At 31.2% G+C, this 18,607-nt stretch carries 19 protein-coding genes and 1 CRISPR repeat array (1 of these 20 only partly in view); of the genes, 1 reads left to right on the top strand and 18 read right to left on the bottom strand.

What is annotated here, in order from left to right; translation table 11 throughout:
- A CRISPR array of direct repeats spans positions 1 to 2,185; the repeat unit is 46 nt; unit sequence GTTGTGAATTGCTTTCAGAATTGTATTTTTACTTAGCATTCGCAGT; it begins 667 nt to the left of the window's first position.
- A gap of 174 nt (positions 2,186 to 2,359) precedes the next feature.
- The 17 genes from cas2 to IEW41_RS11935 all read right to left on the bottom strand — a co-directional run bounded on the left by cas2 (position 2,360) and on the right by IEW41_RS11935 (position 16,916).
- On the bottom strand, positions 2,360 to 2,665 hold the full coding sequence (gene cas2 / locus IEW41_RS11855; RefSeq protein ID WP_229660219.1) for a CRISPR-associated endonuclease Cas2: 306 nt from the start codon (positions 2,663 to 2,665) through the stop codon (positions 2,360 to 2,362).
- Positions 2,666 to 2,860: 195 nt separating this feature from the next.
- Positions 2,861 to 3,757 carry a type II CRISPR-associated endonuclease Cas1 gene (gene cas1, locus IEW41_RS11860; protein WP_188606582.1) on the bottom strand — a complete coding sequence of 299 codons (897 nt, stop codon included), beginning with the start codon at positions 3,755 to 3,757 and terminating at the stop codon, positions 2,861 to 2,863.
- Positions 3,750 to 8,216: a type II CRISPR RNA-guided endonuclease Cas9 gene (gene cas9, locus IEW41_RS11865; RefSeq protein ID WP_188606583.1), complete on the bottom strand. Its 4,467-nt coding sequence runs from the start codon at positions 8,214 to 8,216 to the stop codon at positions 3,750 to 3,752. Before cas9 ends, cas1 begins: the two co-directional genes overlap by 8 nt.
- A gap of 475 nt (positions 8,217 to 8,691) precedes the next feature.
- The gene (locus IEW41_RS11870) at positions 8,692 to 9,048 is read right to left on the bottom strand and encodes a hypothetical protein (protein ID WP_188606584.1); all 357 of its coding nucleotides are present in this window, start codon (positions 9,046 to 9,048) and stop codon (positions 8,692 to 8,694) included.
- A gap of 7 nt (positions 9,049 to 9,055) precedes the next feature.
- Positions 9,056 to 9,544, bottom strand: coding sequence for a thermonuclease family protein (locus IEW41_RS11875; protein WP_188606585.1), 489 nt, complete (start codon positions 9,542 to 9,544; stop codon positions 9,056 to 9,058).
- Between the two features lie 2 nt (positions 9,545 to 9,546).
- Positions 9,547 to 9,924, bottom strand: coding sequence for a PH domain-containing protein (locus tag IEW41_RS11880; protein WP_188606586.1), 378 nt, complete (start codon positions 9,922 to 9,924; stop codon positions 9,547 to 9,549).
- Positions 9,925 to 9,929: 5 nt separating this feature from the next.
- The gene (locus IEW41_RS11885) at positions 9,930 to 10,340 is read right to left on the bottom strand and encodes a DUF4236 domain-containing protein (RefSeq protein WP_188606587.1); all 411 of its coding nucleotides are present in this window, start codon (positions 10,338 to 10,340) and stop codon (positions 9,930 to 9,932) included.
- Between the two features lie 5 nt (positions 10,341 to 10,345).
- Positions 10,346 to 11,284, bottom strand: a complete 939-nt coding sequence (locus IEW41_RS11890) for a hypothetical protein (RefSeq protein WP_188606588.1) — start codon at positions 11,282 to 11,284, stop codon at positions 10,346 to 10,348.
- Positions 11,285 to 11,286: 2 nt separating this feature from the next.
- Positions 11,287 to 12,555 carry an MFS transporter gene (locus IEW41_RS11895; RefSeq protein WP_188606589.1) on the bottom strand — a complete coding sequence of 423 codons (1,269 nt, stop codon included), beginning with the start codon at positions 12,553 to 12,555 and terminating at the stop codon, positions 11,287 to 11,289.
- Between the two features lie 5 nt (positions 12,556 to 12,560).
- The gene (locus IEW41_RS11900) at positions 12,561 to 12,965 is read right to left on the bottom strand and encodes a hypothetical protein (RefSeq protein WP_188606590.1); all 405 of its coding nucleotides are present in this window, start codon (positions 12,963 to 12,965) and stop codon (positions 12,561 to 12,563) included.
- 23 nt (positions 12,966 to 12,988) lie between these two features.
- Positions 12,989 to 13,363 (bottom strand): DUF6804 family protein, encoded by a 375-nt coding sequence (locus IEW41_RS11905; RefSeq protein WP_188606591.1) that lies wholly within the window; start codon positions 13,361 to 13,363, stop codon positions 12,989 to 12,991.
- Positions 13,364 to 13,588: 225 nt separating this feature from the next.
- Positions 13,589 to 13,726, bottom strand: coding sequence for a hypothetical protein (locus tag IEW41_RS11910; protein ID WP_188606592.1), 138 nt, complete (start codon positions 13,724 to 13,726; stop codon positions 13,589 to 13,591).
- A gap of 2 nt (positions 13,727 to 13,728) precedes the next feature.
- Positions 13,729 to 13,881 carry a hypothetical protein gene (locus IEW41_RS11915; protein WP_188606593.1) on the bottom strand — a complete coding sequence of 51 codons (153 nt, stop codon included), beginning with the start codon at positions 13,879 to 13,881 and terminating at the stop codon, positions 13,729 to 13,731.
- A 109-nt stretch (positions 13,882 to 13,990) separates the two neighbouring features.
- Positions 13,991 to 14,173 carry a YegP family protein gene (locus IEW41_RS11920; protein WP_188606594.1) on the bottom strand — a complete coding sequence of 61 codons (183 nt, stop codon included), beginning with the start codon at positions 14,171 to 14,173 and terminating at the stop codon, positions 13,991 to 13,993.
- Positions 14,174 to 14,370: 197 nt separating this feature from the next.
- The gene (locus IEW41_RS11925) at positions 14,371 to 15,039 is read right to left on the bottom strand and encodes a DNA-binding response regulator (protein ID WP_308419854.1); all 669 of its coding nucleotides are present in this window, start codon (positions 15,037 to 15,039) and stop codon (positions 14,371 to 14,373) included.
- Positions 15,039 to 16,703, bottom strand: a complete 1,665-nt coding sequence (locus tag IEW41_RS11930) for an ATP-binding protein (protein WP_188606595.1) — start codon at positions 16,701 to 16,703, stop codon at positions 15,039 to 15,041. Before IEW41_RS11930 ends, IEW41_RS11925 begins: the two co-directional genes overlap by 1 nt.
- Positions 16,704 to 16,742: 39 nt before the next feature.
- Positions 16,743 to 16,916 (bottom strand): hypothetical protein, encoded by a 174-nt coding sequence (locus IEW41_RS11935; protein ID WP_188606596.1) that lies wholly within the window; start codon positions 16,914 to 16,916, stop codon positions 16,743 to 16,745.
- Between the two features lie 342 nt (positions 16,917 to 17,258).
- Here IEW41_RS11935 and IEW41_RS11940 point away from each other — a divergent pair, with 342 nt between their 5' ends.
- On the top strand, positions 17,259 to 18,149 hold the full coding sequence (locus IEW41_RS11940) for a hypothetical protein (protein WP_188606597.1): 891 nt from the start codon (positions 17,259 to 17,261) through the stop codon (positions 18,147 to 18,149).
- On the opposite strand, the gene IEW41_RS11945 is transcribed toward IEW41_RS11940, so the two are convergent.
- Positions 18,139 to 18,607, bottom strand: a 469-nt coding sequence (locus tag IEW41_RS11945; RefSeq protein WP_188606598.1) for a type II secretion system F family protein, incomplete at its 5' end; no start/stop codon positions are given. The genes IEW41_RS11940 and IEW41_RS11945 overlap by 11 nt on opposite strands.

Here is an 18,607-nt window from a genome sequence, read left to right on the forward strand (position 1 = left end):
TTGGCGAGCTCATATCTGTTGTGAATTGCTTTCAGAATTGTATTTTTACTTAGCATTCGCAGTTAAAGTTATTGGCGCTTAACTCTGGATGCCGTTGTGAATTGCTTTCAGAATTGTATTTTTACTTAGCATTCGCAGTCAAAATCAAATACAAGTAACGCATTGCGTGTTGTGAATTGCTTTCAGAATTGTATTTTTACTTAGCATTCGCAGTAAAAGATGCTTTGAGTGAACGCTCCAAAGTGTTGTGAATTGCTTTCAGAATTGTATTTTTACTTAGCATTCGCAGTCTGTATGTTATCGACCTATTGTACACACTTGTTGTGAATTGCTTTCAGAATTGTATTTTTACTTAGCATTCGCAGTTACATTAACAGACCCTTGCAAGTAGTGGAAGTTGTGAATTGCTTTCAGAATTGTATTTTTACTTAGCATTCGCAGTATGCGCTTGGTCGCTATCTGTTGAGGATATGTTGTGAATTGCTTTCAGAATTGTATTTTTACTTAGCATTCGCAGTTTATTGTTAGGTGCTGCATTAATCCCTAAGTTGTGAATTGCTTTCAGAATTGTATTTTTACTTAGCATTCGCAGTTTTGCACCAGAAGGAACAGTAACACTTTCGTTGTGAATTGCTTTCAGAATTGTATTTTTACTTAGCATTCGCAGTACTAATAAAAACAAGAACTTTAGGAGGTAAGTTGTGAATTGCTTTCAGAATTGTATTTTTACTTAGCATTCGCAGTCTACTGCTGAAAACATAGCAGAATATTTTAGTTGTGAATTGCTTTCAGAATTGTATTTTTACTTAGCATTCGCAGTCCGCTAAAGTGGAAGAAGTACGACGACCGGGTTGTGAATTGCTTTCAGAATTGTATTTTTACTTAGCATTCGCAGTCAAAACCCAAATCATAATTTCCCTAAACCAGTTGTGAATTGCTTTCAGAATTGTATTTTTACTTAGCATTCGCAGTACCTCACAGTTATAAAAGTTGATCAAGTCGTTGTGAATTGCTTTCAGAATTGTATTTTTACTTAGCATTCGCAGTAAAAATTTGCTGTATATGTAGATTCTATTAGTTGTGAATTGCTTTCAGAATTGTATTTTTACTTAGCATTCGCAGTTTTAAAATCTTTCTGTTTCTGTTTCTATTGGTTGTGAATTGCTTTCAGAATTGTATTTTTACTTAGCATTCGCAGTAAGGAGGAAAAAGAGAGACAAGACCAACTGTTGTGAATTGCTTTCAGAATTGTATTTTTACTTAGCATTCGCAGTACATGGTCAGTTTTGGAACTTACCTACTGTGTTGTGAATTGCTTTCAGAATTGTATTTTTACTTAGCATTCGCAGTGTTACAGTAACTGGACGTGACAAAGATTTTGTTGTGAATTGCTTTCAGAATTGTATTTTTACTTAGCATTCGCAGTCAATTGTTCAACATTATAAAGAAACAAGTAGTTGTGAATTGCTTTCAGAATTGTATTTTTACTTAGCATTCGCAGTAAGGATTAAATTATGCACATTATTACCTCCGTTGTGAATTGCTTTCAGAATTGTATTTTTACTTAGCATTCGCAGTGACGATATTCTGATAAGTGAACTATAATGTGTTGTGAATTGCTTTCAGAATTGTATTTTTACTTAGCATTCGCAGTAAACGGTAACAACTTAATGTTTATGGTTGTGTTGTGAATTGCTTTCAGAATTGTATTTTTACTTAGCATTCGCAGTCTTCATACAAATTTCAAAAAGATAGTTGTTGTTGTGAATTGCTTTCAGAATTGTATTTTTACTTAGCATTCGCAGTTTTGAGTTTTGGAATAAGAAACATATTGTAGTTGTGAATTGCTTTCAGAATTGTATTTTTACTTAGCATTCGCAGTTTGAGCCCTTCCCAGACACACTCCCTAAGTGTTGTGAATTGCTTTCAGAATTGTATTTTTACTTAGCATTCGCAGTTAAACCTAAAAAAACAATAGTCATGATTGAGTTGTGAATTGCTTTCAGAATTGTATTTTTACTTAGCATTCGCAGTATGCTCAATAAGTGTTGGATTGCCGTTTGGTTGTGAATTGCTTTCAGAATTGTATTTTTACTTAGCATTCGCAGTAAAAACAAAGGAAAGCCAAATACTAGACCTGTTGTGAATTGCTTTCAGAATTGTATTTTTACTTAGCATTCGCAGTATATCAATACTTATTAAATTGATATACTGCATGTTAAGTGATTTGTTAGAATTTAAAATCTATACCTTTAAATGAGGTCGCGACTACGCTCGACCTGACATTTTCGTTTCTAAGATGAATAAATTCTGGAACAACCCGGATTACTATCTTGACTGGACAGCAGACAGATTAGGCTTAAAACAATTCAAGTTGTTGGGATGGCGTTTCCAGTTCGGCAGGTTTCTGCCCATAAAAGAGCTGCATCATTCCAAATTGTTTATCGGTGATTTGCATCACACCTACTTTCCCATATTCTGGTAAACTTTTTTTAACACGCTTGGCATGGACTTCGGCATTTTCACTACTGGCACAAAACCGCATGTAGATACTAAACTGAAACATAGTAAACCCATCGTCCAACAAATTTTTTCTAAACTTGGTGGCTCGCTGTCTATCGGTAGCCGTTTCTGTTGGCAAATCAAAAAATACAAGTACCCACATGCTTCTATACTGGTTTAATCTTGAAAAATGATTGCTCATAATTACGGTATGTCATTGTGAGACCCTAAGGTCGCGGCAATCTCATGAATAAGAATTTCAATTAATAAGACTGCCAGGCCTCGCTTCATTAAATGTCGCTCGTAGTGACGTTACTATTTTAAAGTTGTTTCAGTTGTATTTTCGCTTATTATAACATCATTCAAAAACAGGATACAACACCTTTCTACTAATCCCTGCAAAACACTCATACAAACTATTGGTGGTTCTACTCATAGCTACCATTAAGGGGCTTTTGTTTCCATCTATTACCACATCTATAACTGGGAGTTGCAATAAATGGGTTTTTAAATCTGTTGTTAACGTTTCATAATCTTTATTTAATTGCACCATATCATTCACCAACACATCTACATATACCCGATAAGGTTCCATAATATCATCTGCCAAACAAAATGCATTGTATTTGTTTCTATGAAAAACTCCTACCGATGGCAGCATGCCACTACTTACTAAGGCGCGTGCTGTAATGCCCCGTAATATGGCATAACCATAATTCAATAAGTTATTGGGAGGTGCTTCTTTTTGCCCTCTGGTAAAGTTTTCTATACCAAAAATGTGTTGCCAATAATATACTGCTGCCCTACTTTCGTGGTTTTCGGTATCCCCACTTTTAACTTCATTTACCCATTTGTGCATTTTTCGTGCGGGAATGCCTTGATTATCCATAAAATTGGCTTGGTTCTGTATTTTGGCACTAATGGTTTGCTGCCACAAATTTTTCTTTAACGGCATACTGGCATTTAATTGATGGCGCATCCGTTCGGTCTGTTCACTATGCCCCACCAAAGGCTGTAACAGACTAATTGGTAAATGATATCCATCACAACTTATAACAGCCGCATTGTTTTGTATCAGTCTTGATAGCAAACCATTACTTATGGTTATTTGTTGATTTTCCAGTACTACCATGCCAATATCTTCAATAGGTATCGTTTTAGTTGGCGTATCCGCTTCTGGATAATTGATTACCAACTGTTGGTTCTTGGTGCTTAAATAGGCAGGGTTACTGAAAAATAAGGTGCGTTTAATCATTTTTGATATTTATGATATTCCCTAATCTATCAACTTCAAGCTTGATGCAAATATCTTTTATCTGTACACCATTTAAACTTGCTGTTTTAGTATCGAATGAGCCTGTGATTTTTCTTTTCTTTTCATTAAAACTCATATCAACTTCTTTCTCTCTTATTGCTTTTGCTAAGGGATTTGGAGTGAAATAGCATGTTGTAGAAGAAAAATCATTTACATTATACAAAGATTCTACCTGTTCATTAGTTAAGTTATTAAAATCAACTAATGTAGGATTATCAATTTCTTCATCTGACGGCACATATACCAAATCATTAGGTGATAACGAAAACAAGAACTGTCCTTTAGTATGGTTAATTGGAACAGAGGTACGTTCATTTTTAGGCAAATTGGCTATTTGCTTTTGATGTTCAATAATCTCATTTAGTGGAATGGTTTCATAGATTCGCTTTTTATTGTTTTCATCCCAATAAATAGCGAAAAATAAGTTAGGAGCTCCCTGAACATACTTACCTTTTTTATCACCCCCTTCTCCTAATTTAAATCTACCACTTCCATTTTCATAAATTCGAACTTTAAAAATTGGTTGATGTGATTTTCCTTCATTGAATTTTTTTATATTTTTGTTCAAATACTCTATTCCTTCAGGCGAAAATGCCAAATCGGAATTATATGACATTTCACCTTTGCTATTCAATTCTTTAAATTTTTCTTGTTTTAAGTAATTACTGAGGATTTTTTGAATGCCAGTATCAGTAATTTTTTCGATTTTACTTAAGGTAAAAGTTTTATCAACAGTTTTACGTGTAGCTGTGGTAATGTTTCCCTTTTTAGTTCCTACCCAAGCTAAGTTTACAATCCCAGATACTGTTTCTTCGTGCATTGGCTTTCTAATCGCCCAATTATTGCCTTTGGTTTGTTTTACCAATATTTTTTTAAGTTGTCCATCCTTTTCAATCCATTGCCATGTTTTGTTATTTGTCTTATTGATGACTCTAGTATTCTGTTTAAAACTAATAATGGTTTTTTCTAATACAGATTTAGCTTCAGTCGGGAAGTTGTTCCAAGGAAGTTGAAAATATTTTGTATAATGCCCATTCTCATTCTTTATTAATAGCGAATCCCGTAATCCATAATTCTTATTTTCAGCATTTAAAGCATTCAAATAATTGGTATGTTTCTTCGTGCAACATGCAATGACTAATGCATCTAAAGCATGATGCCTATGGTCTATTCGCTTTTTACTAAATCCTTTTGAGATTTCGTCTGGTACTTGGGTTCTAAATGCATTTATTTTCTCATCCCAATATCCAAAGCCATCAGAATTAGTTATTGCATTTAAACGCTGGAATCTTGGTGCGACCAACTCATTCCATTTATCATTCAATCCCCAATCTTGCCTTAATTTTGAAGTAATAGCACCTGTTACCGGCACTATGTGTTTAGACGTCGCTTCCTGTTCGTTCTCTTCTCTTACCAAATTACCCAATAAACCTTTGATTAATTTGCTTATGTACCTACTATCATTTAATTGTCGTTGTATAAACCCTTCGGGAATGTCCTCACTTAATAATTTTTTAAGTTTGGGTTTATTCTTTTTAAAATATTGATTACAATGGTTTTCATATTGCTCTAATGTAAAGACCTCAACCGTTTTACCTGCTCCTAAATCAACTTTTTCTGTTCCATGGTTTCTAATAAACTCATAGGCAGTTTGGTTGTCTTTTAATTGATTTACCTCACTTTCGCAAATTATTTTATTGCTTAAAGAATCATCAAAATAACGGGATTGAGGAATAACATGTTCAATTTGGTAGTCTGTAGTAAACAATCTACTCATAGGGATGGTTTTTCCCGTGTAAGGAGAAATATAACCTTGTTCTAACCACAATTTATATTTTGTGATGTCTCTTTTTGTTGGAGAATTGTTTTTTCTTATTTTTTCAATGGTATCATCAACCGTTTCTAAACTTTGATAAATGCCTTCTTCGTAAATTTTTAAAATTTCTTGCTGACTTGGTGAATATGGTTTTACTTCTGCAACACCTTCGTTTTGTAATTCCTTTAGTATTTCTTTGATTCTATGGTTGGTGTTTTCATTTTCGGTAACTCTTTTAGTCAATGACTCTCTTGCTTTGGCAGGGTTTTTCATTTCCCGTCCTAATTCCACATGAATTTCATCAAAGAAATTTTCTTCGCCTTTTCCATAATGTTGCCAAATATCCCTTACTGTCCTTAAGGTTTCTGTAACCACTTGTTCTACAATTGGATTACGCAAACTATGTTGTTTAAACGCATTCAAATACTTGTTTATATCCTCTAGCGTTTTCCAACGTGTTATGTTATTTGCTTCGGAATGACGGTTATATACTAAATAACACGCTTGATATGTATTAAGGCCTTGTAAAGGGTTTTTATCTTTAAAATCTATAAAACTTTTTAATAATTGTTTTGGTATATCATCATCTGCAACACTTTTATCAATTTTATTTATATCAAAATCAATGGTTTTTAATCGTTCTATTATATCGAAAATTCTATTTTTAACTTCTTGCTTTATTGCAAATTCATTCCAATATTTACCCATACGCATTAAAGGCAATATCTTTTTAATGGCTTTTTCTGAATACGCTGCATAATCATTTTTAAATGGCGGAAATCTTTTAAAATTTTCAACAAATGATTCTACATCTATACTGTTTTTGATTGAAAAATTCCTAATAGCTTGCTCATATTCATTTTTATCTTTTACCGAATAGATAATATGCCAAAGTTTGAGTTCGCTTTCTATAGTTAAAAATGTATCAACATCAATATTTTTAACTTTTTTTAATCTCGATATAAATTGAGCTTTAGTCTCATTGCAAGGGTATTTTTTATCTTCTACATAATTCCAACGATAATTGTCTTTCTGTTTTTTATCTATTAATTTTTTATCGACAAAAAACTGAATGATTTGTTTTTGCTCGACCTCCTTTTTTGTATTTAAAAAATCGAACAACTCTACCCAATCTTCTTGGGTCTGCAAAAGGTCGGTTGTAATTTCTTGATCTATCAAATTTCCGTTTTCATCTTCTTTTTGATAGATTTTTAGGTTTTTTAGAAATTGCCATAATCTAAATTCCTGAAATAGAGGATGTGATTTTGAAATACCTTTTAAAGGTTCTTTGTGCCAAATTTCCTTTTCTTCATTAGTAACCTTATCAATTATCTTTTTCTTAAATGACCTTGTTTCGTATTGACATCCAGAAATAGTAGATTTTTTACTTTTCAAAGGTCTTTGGTAAAAAATAATATCATCTGTAAACAAATACTCAAAATCTTTGTTTTTAATATTCTGTTGATGTGCTTCGTTTCTTGGATATAGCTCTTGAACACACAAGTCGTACAACACTTCATTTTGTAATTCTGGATGGTGTTTTATTTGTTCTTTTATTATTTTCTTAAATTCTTCTTTATAAAACTTTCTTTCAATTGTTTTTACAAGTTTTCCCCGTATTTTCTGTTTTGGACTTTGCAAAAGGGCTCCATAAATATATTGCCCAACCGTTTTGTTTGAATTATCTATATCTTGTTCTGTTTTCTTTTTAATGGCAATCCAATCCTCTTCTGAATTTACAGCTTTATATGTCCTTTTAATACTACCATCTTTCATTGTAGATGTTGTTACTATAAATTCTTTGCTTTTTCCTATCCATTTTTCAGTTTTCACAACTTGTTTATCGTACTTCCACCCATTAGAGAAAAAAACATCATATAACTTCTCTCCACCTTTTTTAATTGTTTCCCCTGAGTCAATAACCTTTTCTACATTTAACGAAAAGTATTCTTTTGTTTTATCTGAAGACAACTCCTCTTCTTCTCCTCTTAATTGATAATATCCTCTTTTTTGATTAAAGTTGATAATAATCCACGCTAACTCTTCTTTCTGTATTTTTTGGGATAGTGCTTTTTTTCGTAGATAATAAATTGTCCAGTCATAAGGAATTTTAGTTTCCTCTCCATTTTTTTTATTATAAAATATATATGGTTGGCTCAACTTAAATTCTTCAACCATTTCGTTAAATGAATCCATAAAAACAAACTCATGTTTTCCTTTTTTATTTTTACGATAGTTAAGTTTCACTTCTGAATCACCTTTAAACTGACCTAATCTCTTTTCAAAATCAATGGAATTCGCATAATGTCTTGGCAAAAAATCTAAAATATTTAAAACTCTATGCAAGCGTTCTCTGCGTAACAAATTTCGCTGAATTAATCTTCGAACTCCCCTATAACCTGTACGTTCAGCCGTTTGAGATATTGAAACTCCAGAATCAAATTTCCCTAGTACATCTTGACTCATTGGTATTATGCGACTGCCTAAACCTTTTATTAAGCCTTCTTTTTTTGAAAAATCATTTTCAACCAATGCCCAACCAATACTGTTTGTCCCTAAATCCAGTCCTAATATTTTTTTCATATTTTTAAATATTTCACAATATATAATGATGATTTACAATTTCTTTATGGTAAACCGTAACCTCTTTTAATTATTTTATTATATATTAGCTATACAATTTTGAAAGCAATTCACAATAAGGATTATTCCGTTGTGAAAACATTTAAGCCGCCTCGACTTCTAATTCGGGGCATTTTTATTTAAAAACTTTAAACGGATTTTTGTGTTTAATACAGAAAATCAATTTTTTAAAATAACTCAGTCGATGTAAAATTCATATAAAGCAATATTAAATAATCTAATCGAATTCCTAAAACAACTGAAGCTAAAAATGCTCTGACAATTTAAGTACTCAATATTATATAAATAAAACCAAACTCAAAATTGTGTATCATCATTACGCTTCATTATACTTGAATGGTATAAATAGACATAATAATCAAAAACCTTATCCATAACTATAGAATTTATAACTTAAGCCGTTTATTTTATACCACTAATGCTGGTAGCATTTACCGCTAGTACTCTTTGCCATTCGCTTACAACGTGCCCCTGATTTTGTTTTACCCAAACATTGAGTAGAAGTTGTGTTTCTGTTTGTGGTTGTTAGTGAGTTTTCCGATGATATTGATTGAGAATCACTAACTTCTTTTCTGGGTTTACAAACTGAACAAGCATCAAAACCACGTTCAATAGCTTTCTCGTAGGTGATTTCTTTTTTTGAGTTTTTTAAAAAATGACAAGTTTCTTTATGATATTTTGTGCCTGTTTTTGTGACATAAACATTCTGCGCAGGCATATCACAAGCATACGAAAGACAAAAAATGAATATGACAACTTTTATAAAGTTCATTTTTGGATTACTGTTTTCTCTTCTTTTTTGAACTACGCCAATCCCATGGGGCGATAGGGCTCGGCTCTTGCCAGAGTCCAATCTTTTTTCGTTTTGCCTCATCTTCTAATGTTTGTAATGTTTCATCTTTAGAATATTTTAAATAATGCCAGGCCAAACCATATTTTACTAATTCATGACATAAACTCAAAGAGTCGTTATAGATGACATTACTAATATAACGATTATATCGATCTGTTTTTAAAATTTTTATAGTCACTGTTTTTCCAAAAATTGCATCAGAGGTAAACTGCTTGGCCTTTTCGGAGAATGGCTGTTTTTTTTCTGGGCAGTCTATGTTTGCTAATCTCACATTCACAGTAGTTGAATCACTTTTTAATAGTTTAAAGGTGTCACCATCCATGATGCCAACTACTTTTCCCGTAAGTGTTTGGGAATTGGAAAGAAATGTGATTAATAAAGTAAAGCAACAAATGGTTTTTCTGAAATACTTCATTCTTACATTACTTTTTCAGCTAAATATTGTTGGACTTCGTAAACATTAATGCTTTTATTAAACTTTTTGCTAACCGTAGGAATGTTTTCACTTGAAATCCAAATCTTCAACTCTGCATCCAGATCAAAAGTTCCAGAAGTCTCAAGTGAAAATCTTGATATACTTTTATATGGCATTGACTTATACTCAATTTTTGAACCAGTAAGCCCTTGGACATCGATAAGGATTAAACGTTTATTAGTAAACATAAATACATCTCTAAATAAGGCAAACCCAAGCTCAATTTGTTCATTCGATATGAGAAGTCTTCCATATTTTTCTTTTAACTTTTCAGTAGAAACTTCACTAGCATTTCCTAATAATTTATTGAATAAACTCATAGTTTTTAATGTTTTTCAATATAAGAATCATCCTTATAGATACTTGCACAATAACCTCCACAGGTAGCTAACTTATTTTCTTCCGTGGCATTTTTCCAATCAGTAATTTTAGACTTATGTAAAACACCTCCTTGATACCGTTGATTTACGGACTTTAATGTTTCACTTTTACAAGAAGTAATTGTCAAAATTGAGCTTATAAGCACAAAGAATATTAAAATTAGCAAGCAACCCTTGTTTTTCGATTTACTATATGTTCTCCTATAGGTAATACCCGGAATTCCAGTTCTAACTGAATATCCTTTTGAACTTAAAGAGCCTCTTTTAGTTCTGTAACTTGGCGTGATGCCCGACTTACTCACATTCACTCCCAATCCTTTACCTAAATTAATACGCTTATTGAATCTTAATCCCATATCTACTAAATTTTAAGTATGAAGTCTGATATCACTTTTTCTATACTTGATGGAAGATCAGCGTTTTTGACTTTGTATCTTTTCACGCCCATTTCCTCAAGCCAATTACTCCAATAAGTTTCAATAATGTCTTGTGAATACGGATTGTTTTCATTTTGATTTGAAATTCCTATAACCAACACCTCCAAATCTGATAAGTCAGCAGTTGCTGGAATAAAACCTAAATCTCTTTTTCTCAATTCATCTTCCCAATTTGCCGTATTCAATTTCAATTGATCTAAACTCTTGGGTGTTAAATACGAAGTTCTGTTTTTATCATTCATAATTGAACCTTCATAATACATATATCCATCGGTTAAAATGACCAATATGTTCCGATGACATTCATCAATACAATAATCTTTAACATTATCTTTAAAAAATCGCCAAATATCAGAGCCAGGGTAGTTTTTAGCTATTTCTGCATCATCAATTGCTAATTCATACAATTCTGAAGGTTTTTCAGCATAAAGACCTAGTGTTTGTTCTATGTATGGTTTTGGTGTGTCTTTTGTAAATGAGATTTTTAATTTTTCGGCAATTTTATTAATCTTTTCATCAGAAGGTTCAGGATTAAAAAATAATTGCATTTTATCCTCTAAAAGAATCAGCTTTTTCTTTTTCACATGCTCTACAAATGTTTGGGATAAACTTGCTAAATAAGAAGAATCTTTTTCTCTAGTTTTAAGCTTTTCAATTCTATCTGACAAGTCTAGCAATACACTTATATTGAGATTGTTCTTTTTTTCTTTTAATATATATGATGGGCACCCCTCTGACTGTTCAGATGAATGTATTGGCTCTTCAATTAAAATTTCAGCCTCTTTCTTATCCTCTTTACAACTCATAATTAAGATAAAAACAATGGTAAAAATGCTTAAAGAAATACGTTTAGTAGCTTCCATAATTACAATGTTTTGGTATATACCTTGTTTTGGTAAGAATCGGTATCTAATTCTAAACTCTTAATGTGTTTGTTGTAAACCTCACGACATTCTAATAGAGCTTTATCTTGTTCCTCTCTTCCTAGTCGTAATTCTGCGGCAATATATTGCTGCCAACCTTGAAAATATTCTGTAGACAAAGCTTTGTAGTTCATTACCGGAAGTATAAAACCATCTATTATATTTTGAAGTACAGAAATACGCACTTTTAAATTTGACATCTCTTCTTCAATTTTATCAATAGTCTCATTGATTTTTTGCAACGTCTTTTCTTTTGAAAGAATCTCTTCTTTTTTGGATTGAATAAACGATTTGACTTTGTCTCTATCAGCATGTTCTTTCATTACAAAATCAAACACCAATCCCCAAACAATGTAGGATACGAACCCTGCAAAAATGATGACCCAAAAGCTTACACTTTGAGATGCAATTGCAATATTGAATGGTTCGCTATCAAAGGTTTTATTGAGATTGTATAATTTCTCATCAATGAGATAAGCCAAAATAGCATCAAACAGAAATGTAATTAAGTAGAGCATTGCTATTTTAAATTTGTTAGTAATTCCCTTTTTTTCCTGAAACATATGCACAAGATACCCTAGTCCAAAAAACACAAACGGAATGAATAAGATAAAGCCAAGCTCAAGAATTCCATCAGAATAAGCGTTTGTTAAAGCTTGTGGATAAAACATCCCTTCAACAAAACCATTACCAAGGTTAAATTCTCTAAAAAAAGCTGAATACGAAGTTGATATGTAGAAAATAAAAATGTAAATAGCCAAAGGAATTAGAAAACTTATCCCAATCCAAAATTTGGCTGAAGCTCTTTTGTCCACATCAATCAAATAGTCTTCTGGGTTGGTTCGGACTTTCCTACAATCCTGATTCAACTTTTCTATATCTTCATCAATCTTTTCAATTTTCTTTTCTATTTTTTCTAATTCTTCTGTTTTATTCAACAAAGCAGTCCTTTTCCCTTTTTGTTCAGAGATATATGGCTGCTTTAACTTTTCTTGTTCGTTAAAATTAATTTTGCAATCATTTTCAAATTTTTGATAAATGTTATCCAAGGAGGCCTCTAAATTTTGAGCAAGGCCCTGACAGGCTTTAGAGGTTATAAATCCATCCTCATGATATGTTTTCTTAGCTTTCTCAATTATCTGTGGAGGATCTAAAGTGTTAACTTTCCCATTTTGAGATGTCATTTCAGTAAGTCGTTTTAATAGTCCCATAATCATTATTCTTTAAGTTCCGCAAGAATTTCATTTTTAGGCTTGTGCTCTTTTGCACTTCTTAAAAGATATGCCGATAATTCATCAATATTTTCTTCTATAAAACCAAAAACTTTGATATATTTTTTAAGTGTTATCTCTTCGTCTATACTTACCACTTCGTCTGCCCATATCATCAATGCAAAATCATATAAATATTCTATTTTCATTTCTAAAGTTTGTGGGACTATAACATCTCCTGCGTACCCCGTTAAAATAGCATCAAGCTCTATTTTTGAAATAGCCCGTTCTTCAGCAAATTTGTACAATAATTGCATTTCTAAATGACTAAAATTTTCATCTGAAAGGGCAATTTGATATAACCTCAAAAAATGACTTTTTAATTCAGTATTAATATTTATTATTTCCATATTCTAAATTTGTTCTATTACATTTAGTAAATTTTATCTCTTTGAAATTCTTTGGTTTTATTATCTTTTTTCACTTCATCCTTCTCATTAGTTTTGTTAGAAATTAAAGACATTAGAAACACTATTCCTGATACAATATCTATTGGAATCCAATAGTCTTTTACATATAGATATATTGGAACAATTGGATTGAATAAAATTGCTATAAGTCCAAAAACAATAGTCCAACTCACGCTTTTATCTATAAACGAGTTAAGCACCAACAAAGCACCTATAAAAACAACAATTCTTAAAATCATATAAAACTCTATTGGAAGTTTGAAGATTGCGATGAAAAGCAAACTGGCACATATAATCGAAATTGGTTTGGTTTTGTATGTAAATGTTGATGTTTTCATATAACAAATACTTAACAACTGCATTCAGATCTTTCAACATAGGTTTTATTACCACTACTGTTATAATAATAGCAACCTCCTTGAGGTCCTAAATAAAGTGTGTTGCCATTATGTGTTCCACATTCAAAATCTGAATCATCACTACTTGAATCACATGATGCGATGTACAGGAGGCAACATAGAAAAATCAATATGTAAGCTTTTTTTTCATTTTAAAATTATGCATTATTTCTTCTTTTTAGGGGCCGCTTGAGACAAAGCACTACCTGCTGCTCTTTTACTATCTTTACTTGTTCTTTTATCTTTTAAAACTTTTGAAGCTGCTGATGCAACACTTTTACTTGTTTTTCTTTGTTTCGTCATAGTTATTGATTTTTACATCCATTTTTATCACAATTTATTGCTTCACTTGTATCTGTCCAATGGCTTGGATTTTCATTAGTATCAAAACCACAACCTGTAGTTCCTCCTTTTTGCCCTTTATGAACCTCTCCTGTTTGCAAATGTTTTACTGCCATAATATTTTCTTTTTAAATTAAAACTATTCAAACCTAACCCTATTAAAAAACAAAACCTTACGGGATTCCGTAAGGCATTTTTGTCTGACTTATAAATAACTAATGATTGTTAAGATTGATCATCAATATCTGCATTTGGAGCATTTATTCTAACCGATTCTATTCCATCTTTACATCCTTGTTTAGAAGAATAACCTTCACTTGTGGCTATGGTTTCTCCATTGCCCGCTTTTAAATTGAACATGAATTCTCCGTTAATTCTTTTTTTTATTACAAATTTTGCTTGTCCCATCGTTTCAAATTTATAAGATTAATATTATCCAAACTTAAAACTATCCTAAACCATTTCCTTACGGAAAACCATAAGCACAAAATACACACTAAAATAGTGTGTATTTCAACTTTCCCATAACAGTAACTAACAAATAACATACTTTGAGCAATATTATTATTATGGTTTATTATTTCCTTACTGTTTCCCTTACTATTTTAAATTAATCCCAAATCTTTAACAATTGCCACAAGATGTATAGCATTATTGGCCTTAAACTGTATTCGCAATCTATTAAGGCGCTTTTCTATAGAGCTTAAGCTATTTGGAGTGGTATTATTGTTTTTAAAAAGTCCACTGATTTCGTCTTGTGACAACCCATTTGCCAGTTGCTTAATAAGCTCAATATCATACTCTTCAATTTCTAAATCACTTTTTGGACTTAAGGCCTTAGAAACTTGGGGTGAAAGAAATTGCTTCTTTTCAAATACCGATTTAATAGCTTGAGATAATTCTACTGAGCCATTTCTGTCTTTACACACATAAGCATCGATTTGGTACTTATTGATTAAACTACGTACTTTCTGCAAGCGATTATCCATTGAATAAACAATAATAGGTGTTTCAGGATATTCTTCTTTAATAATTGCGATTAATCCTTCTCCAGATTCAATTTTGCATTCTCGATAATCTTTTTTAAATGACAAATCTGTAATGATTAAATCAAAGTTTTCATTCTCTAAATTGGCTTTTTTTACTTTTAAAAAGGCATCGTCACAATATTGAGCCATATATATGTTTTTTATTTCAAAATCATGTAAGACATTTAAAACACCATTATTAATATCATCATGATCATCAACAATTAAAACTTTTTTGAACATCATTATACCACCATTTTTACTTTAAATCCTTTACTGGCTTCAGACACAAAAATAATAGTTCCATTAATTGCTTTGATACGGTTTTCCACATTTTGTAAGCCTGTCCCTTTTTTGAATTCACAACCAACCCCATTATCACTATAATTAATTAAAATCTTATTTCTCTCTTTTTTAAGTATAAATAAAACAACAGATGACTTACTATGTTTTCTCATATTTATCAATAGTTCTTGTAACACTTTATAAATAGTTGTTCTTTTTATTTCTGAAACATTTTCCCATTTTATTTCGGTTATACCATTGACCATAATATTAGTTTCGTAATTGCTGTAACTCAAAATCAAATCATTTAAAACATCTTCAAAATCACATTCCATATCCAATAAACTATGCTCTTTAGAAATATCTCTTGTTTTATTATAAATACGCTCTAGATCATCTATATAATTATCATTTAAATGCTCTTCACTTTGTAGTTTGGTCATAAATTGAAACATATCATTTGCAACTTCATCATGTACTTTCTTTGAAATACGGGTTTCGGTATCATAGACGTCTTGAAGTTTGGCTTTTCTGTATTTTGATTTTAGAAGTAAATAAACAACTACTGCTAACGCAATAATTAGGCATAAAATGACCTGAAAAAATTGTCGATTTGCCTTTTCTTTTTGAGAATTTAATTCGCTTATTTGAGCTTGTCTTTTATACTGTGCAAAGTCAAACTTTTTTAGAGCAAATTTATTTTCGCTCAATTGTTTTCTCAAATTAATACTATCAATTAGTTTTTTGTATTCAACTACTTTTGGGTCATCATTTAATCGCATTTGGTATGATAATGCATCTACTAAATAAGATGTACTATTAATAGATTTTGCTAAATCATATGCTTTAGAAGCGAAATATGAAGCTTCCTTTTTACTATTTCGCTCTAAATAGTATTCAGTCAAATGCTTATAGCTAGAATAAAGACCTTTAGTATCATTTTCTTCAATCCTAATCGTAAGTGCTTGATTCATTTTAACTAAGCCATCTGGGTCATTTATTTTGGATAGTGTAATACCTAAATTATCTAAAGCCCTAGCTAACTCTACCTTATTATTAAGCTTCTCGATGTTTTCATATGCCATAATTAGCTCATCAATAGCCAAATCAAATCGATTTAACTCCTTATATACAATGGATTTGTTATTGTGAACTATACTTTTTTGCTGAGGTGTTTGTGCTAACATTAAGACCTTATTATAGTAATTTAATGCATCATCATAGTTCAAAAGGCCCTTGGATATAATCCCTAAATGATTATAAAGCCCAATTCTCGCTTCAATGGTAGCTTCATTTGAACTCACTTCATTTAAAAGATTGAGAGCCTCTAATACAGTTGTTTCACTTTCATATGGAAATCCTAATGTGCTTTCAATACTTGCAATATATCTTAAACCGTAAATCGCTTTTAAAGTGTCTCTTTCAATTAAACTTTGCTCTTTATATTTTTTAAAAAAATTGTATGCTGAAATTAAGTCTTGATCATCTTCAGGGCTATTTATAGCATTATGATAATAATATAAACTATCAACAGCTTTTTGAGAATAGGCTTTTGAAACCCAAATAAACAAAATAGCCTTGACAATAAAACAAAAAAAGAGGAATGAAGTACTGTTAGTTTTCATTCCTCTAAAATAATAACTATTTATGAGTTATTGATTACATTATCCACCAATTGGCAATGGAGGTGGTGGAGGTGGTGGTGGAGGCAGGATTTCTCCTTCTTCACCACAACATGCTTGAGGAACATCAGAATTTTCTGTTATTGATGTTGGTGTACATGACACGAAATTGGCTCCAAGCAATAGAGCTACAAATACATATAAAAATTTTCTCATAATTTCTAAATTTTTCAAAAAGGGGTGACCGTCCAATTTTTCTATTCAGATAATCAACATCCCTTTTAAGGGTTAAAAAACTTTCATTTTTGGGAAGTGGAAAGTGTATTGCAATTGATCTATAATTACTTCCCAAGGCAACTACTTATCTATTACATTACGGTTTTCCGCAAGAATCAATTTCTTGTTTTTGTTATGTTTAGCTAATCACAACTTGACCTGATTCCATTGCGAATTTATGAGTGAATTTTGCTTATATTAGTTGTAAATTCCGGAGGTTCTTTAAATTCTACAACATTCCAAAAGATTCATGCTTTATAGAATGTTCCTATACGTTTATTAATGATTGACAAGAAAATAAAAAGATATAATAAGGAAATAAAAAGAAAGTACTTACAAGGTAATTCTCAATTTAGTGATCTATTATCAAATCCTACTGCTGCTTCGTTGAAGCGTGCATGTATTGAACTAATAAGTGATCAAAAAAAGTCAGATTTTGAAGTTGCCAAGCGATTTTTTGACTTTAAAGAAAATGGAAATTATATAAGAGAAATTGAGGGATTTGGTATAGGAAAATTTAAATCAATTACTAAATTCTTAAAAGGAGAATCTGAATATATTAAATCGCATGTAGCATTGGATTTGGTTGCTGCTTTAGTTAGTTATGAAAACAGACCTTACACTAAGTTCCTTAAGGAGTATGATTACACCACAAAAGAAGATAGAAAAGAAAAAATAGGAGATTTAAGTGTGTTGGAGATTTCAACAAATTTAGAAGGAGAAAAAAAAACCAATTCATACGGTAAAGAAAGTAACAAAGAGCAAAAAAAAAACTTCCCCCTAAAAAAAATCATACCTTTTATTGGGATAATAGTCATTTCAACTTCGGGATACTTTTTTTATGATTTGGATTTTGCTAACAGATATTTTGGAAATTGTATGGTTTGGAAAAATAACCATTATGAAAGAGTTAGTTGTTCGGGTGAACCCCTTGAGGTTCCATTTGACAAAATAACGATGCTAAATTTTAAGAAAATTGAAGTCTGTGATACTACTACATTTTTTAGAAACGACAAACCAATCGTTTGGTATGATAAAACTAATAATGTTTTAAGTTATTTTACTTACCCTAGGATTAATCCAGTTAATGGCAAAACCCTAAATCCTATAACTCAAAGAATAATTAATTCACATGTCAAACCATGTGATTCAATAAAAAGGATTAACCAATAACACTACTCAACTTAAACATAGGTAAATACATAGCGATAAGTATCACACCAACCAATATACCAACAAAAAGAATAATGAATGGCTCCATAAGTGTAGAAAGCATTTTAGATTGTTGTTGCACTTGAGTGTTGTATTGTTTATTTAGCCTGTCAAAAATATATTCTGTTTGATTAGTTTCTTCAGACACTTTTACTAAAGCAATCATCTTATCATCAAAAAAGTGATGTTGTGATAAACTTTGACTTAATGACTTCCCTTTTAAAATGTCTTGTTCTACTTGCTCTAAAGCATTTTGTAAAGGATAAAAATCTATCATTTGTTTTACCAATTGTATACTATTTACTACAGGAACTTTTGAAGCTGTAAGTAATGATACTGCTTGTGTAAATTGAGATAGATACACTGTTTTTACAAAATTGCCAATAAATGGAAGTCTTAAAATAAAATTATCTTTAATT

It is taken from the genome of Aquaticitalea lipolytica, assembly GCF_014641635.1.
Taxonomy (GTDB): Bacteria; Bacteroidota; Bacteroidia; order Flavobacteriales; family Flavobacteriaceae; genus Aquaticitalea; species Aquaticitalea lipolytica.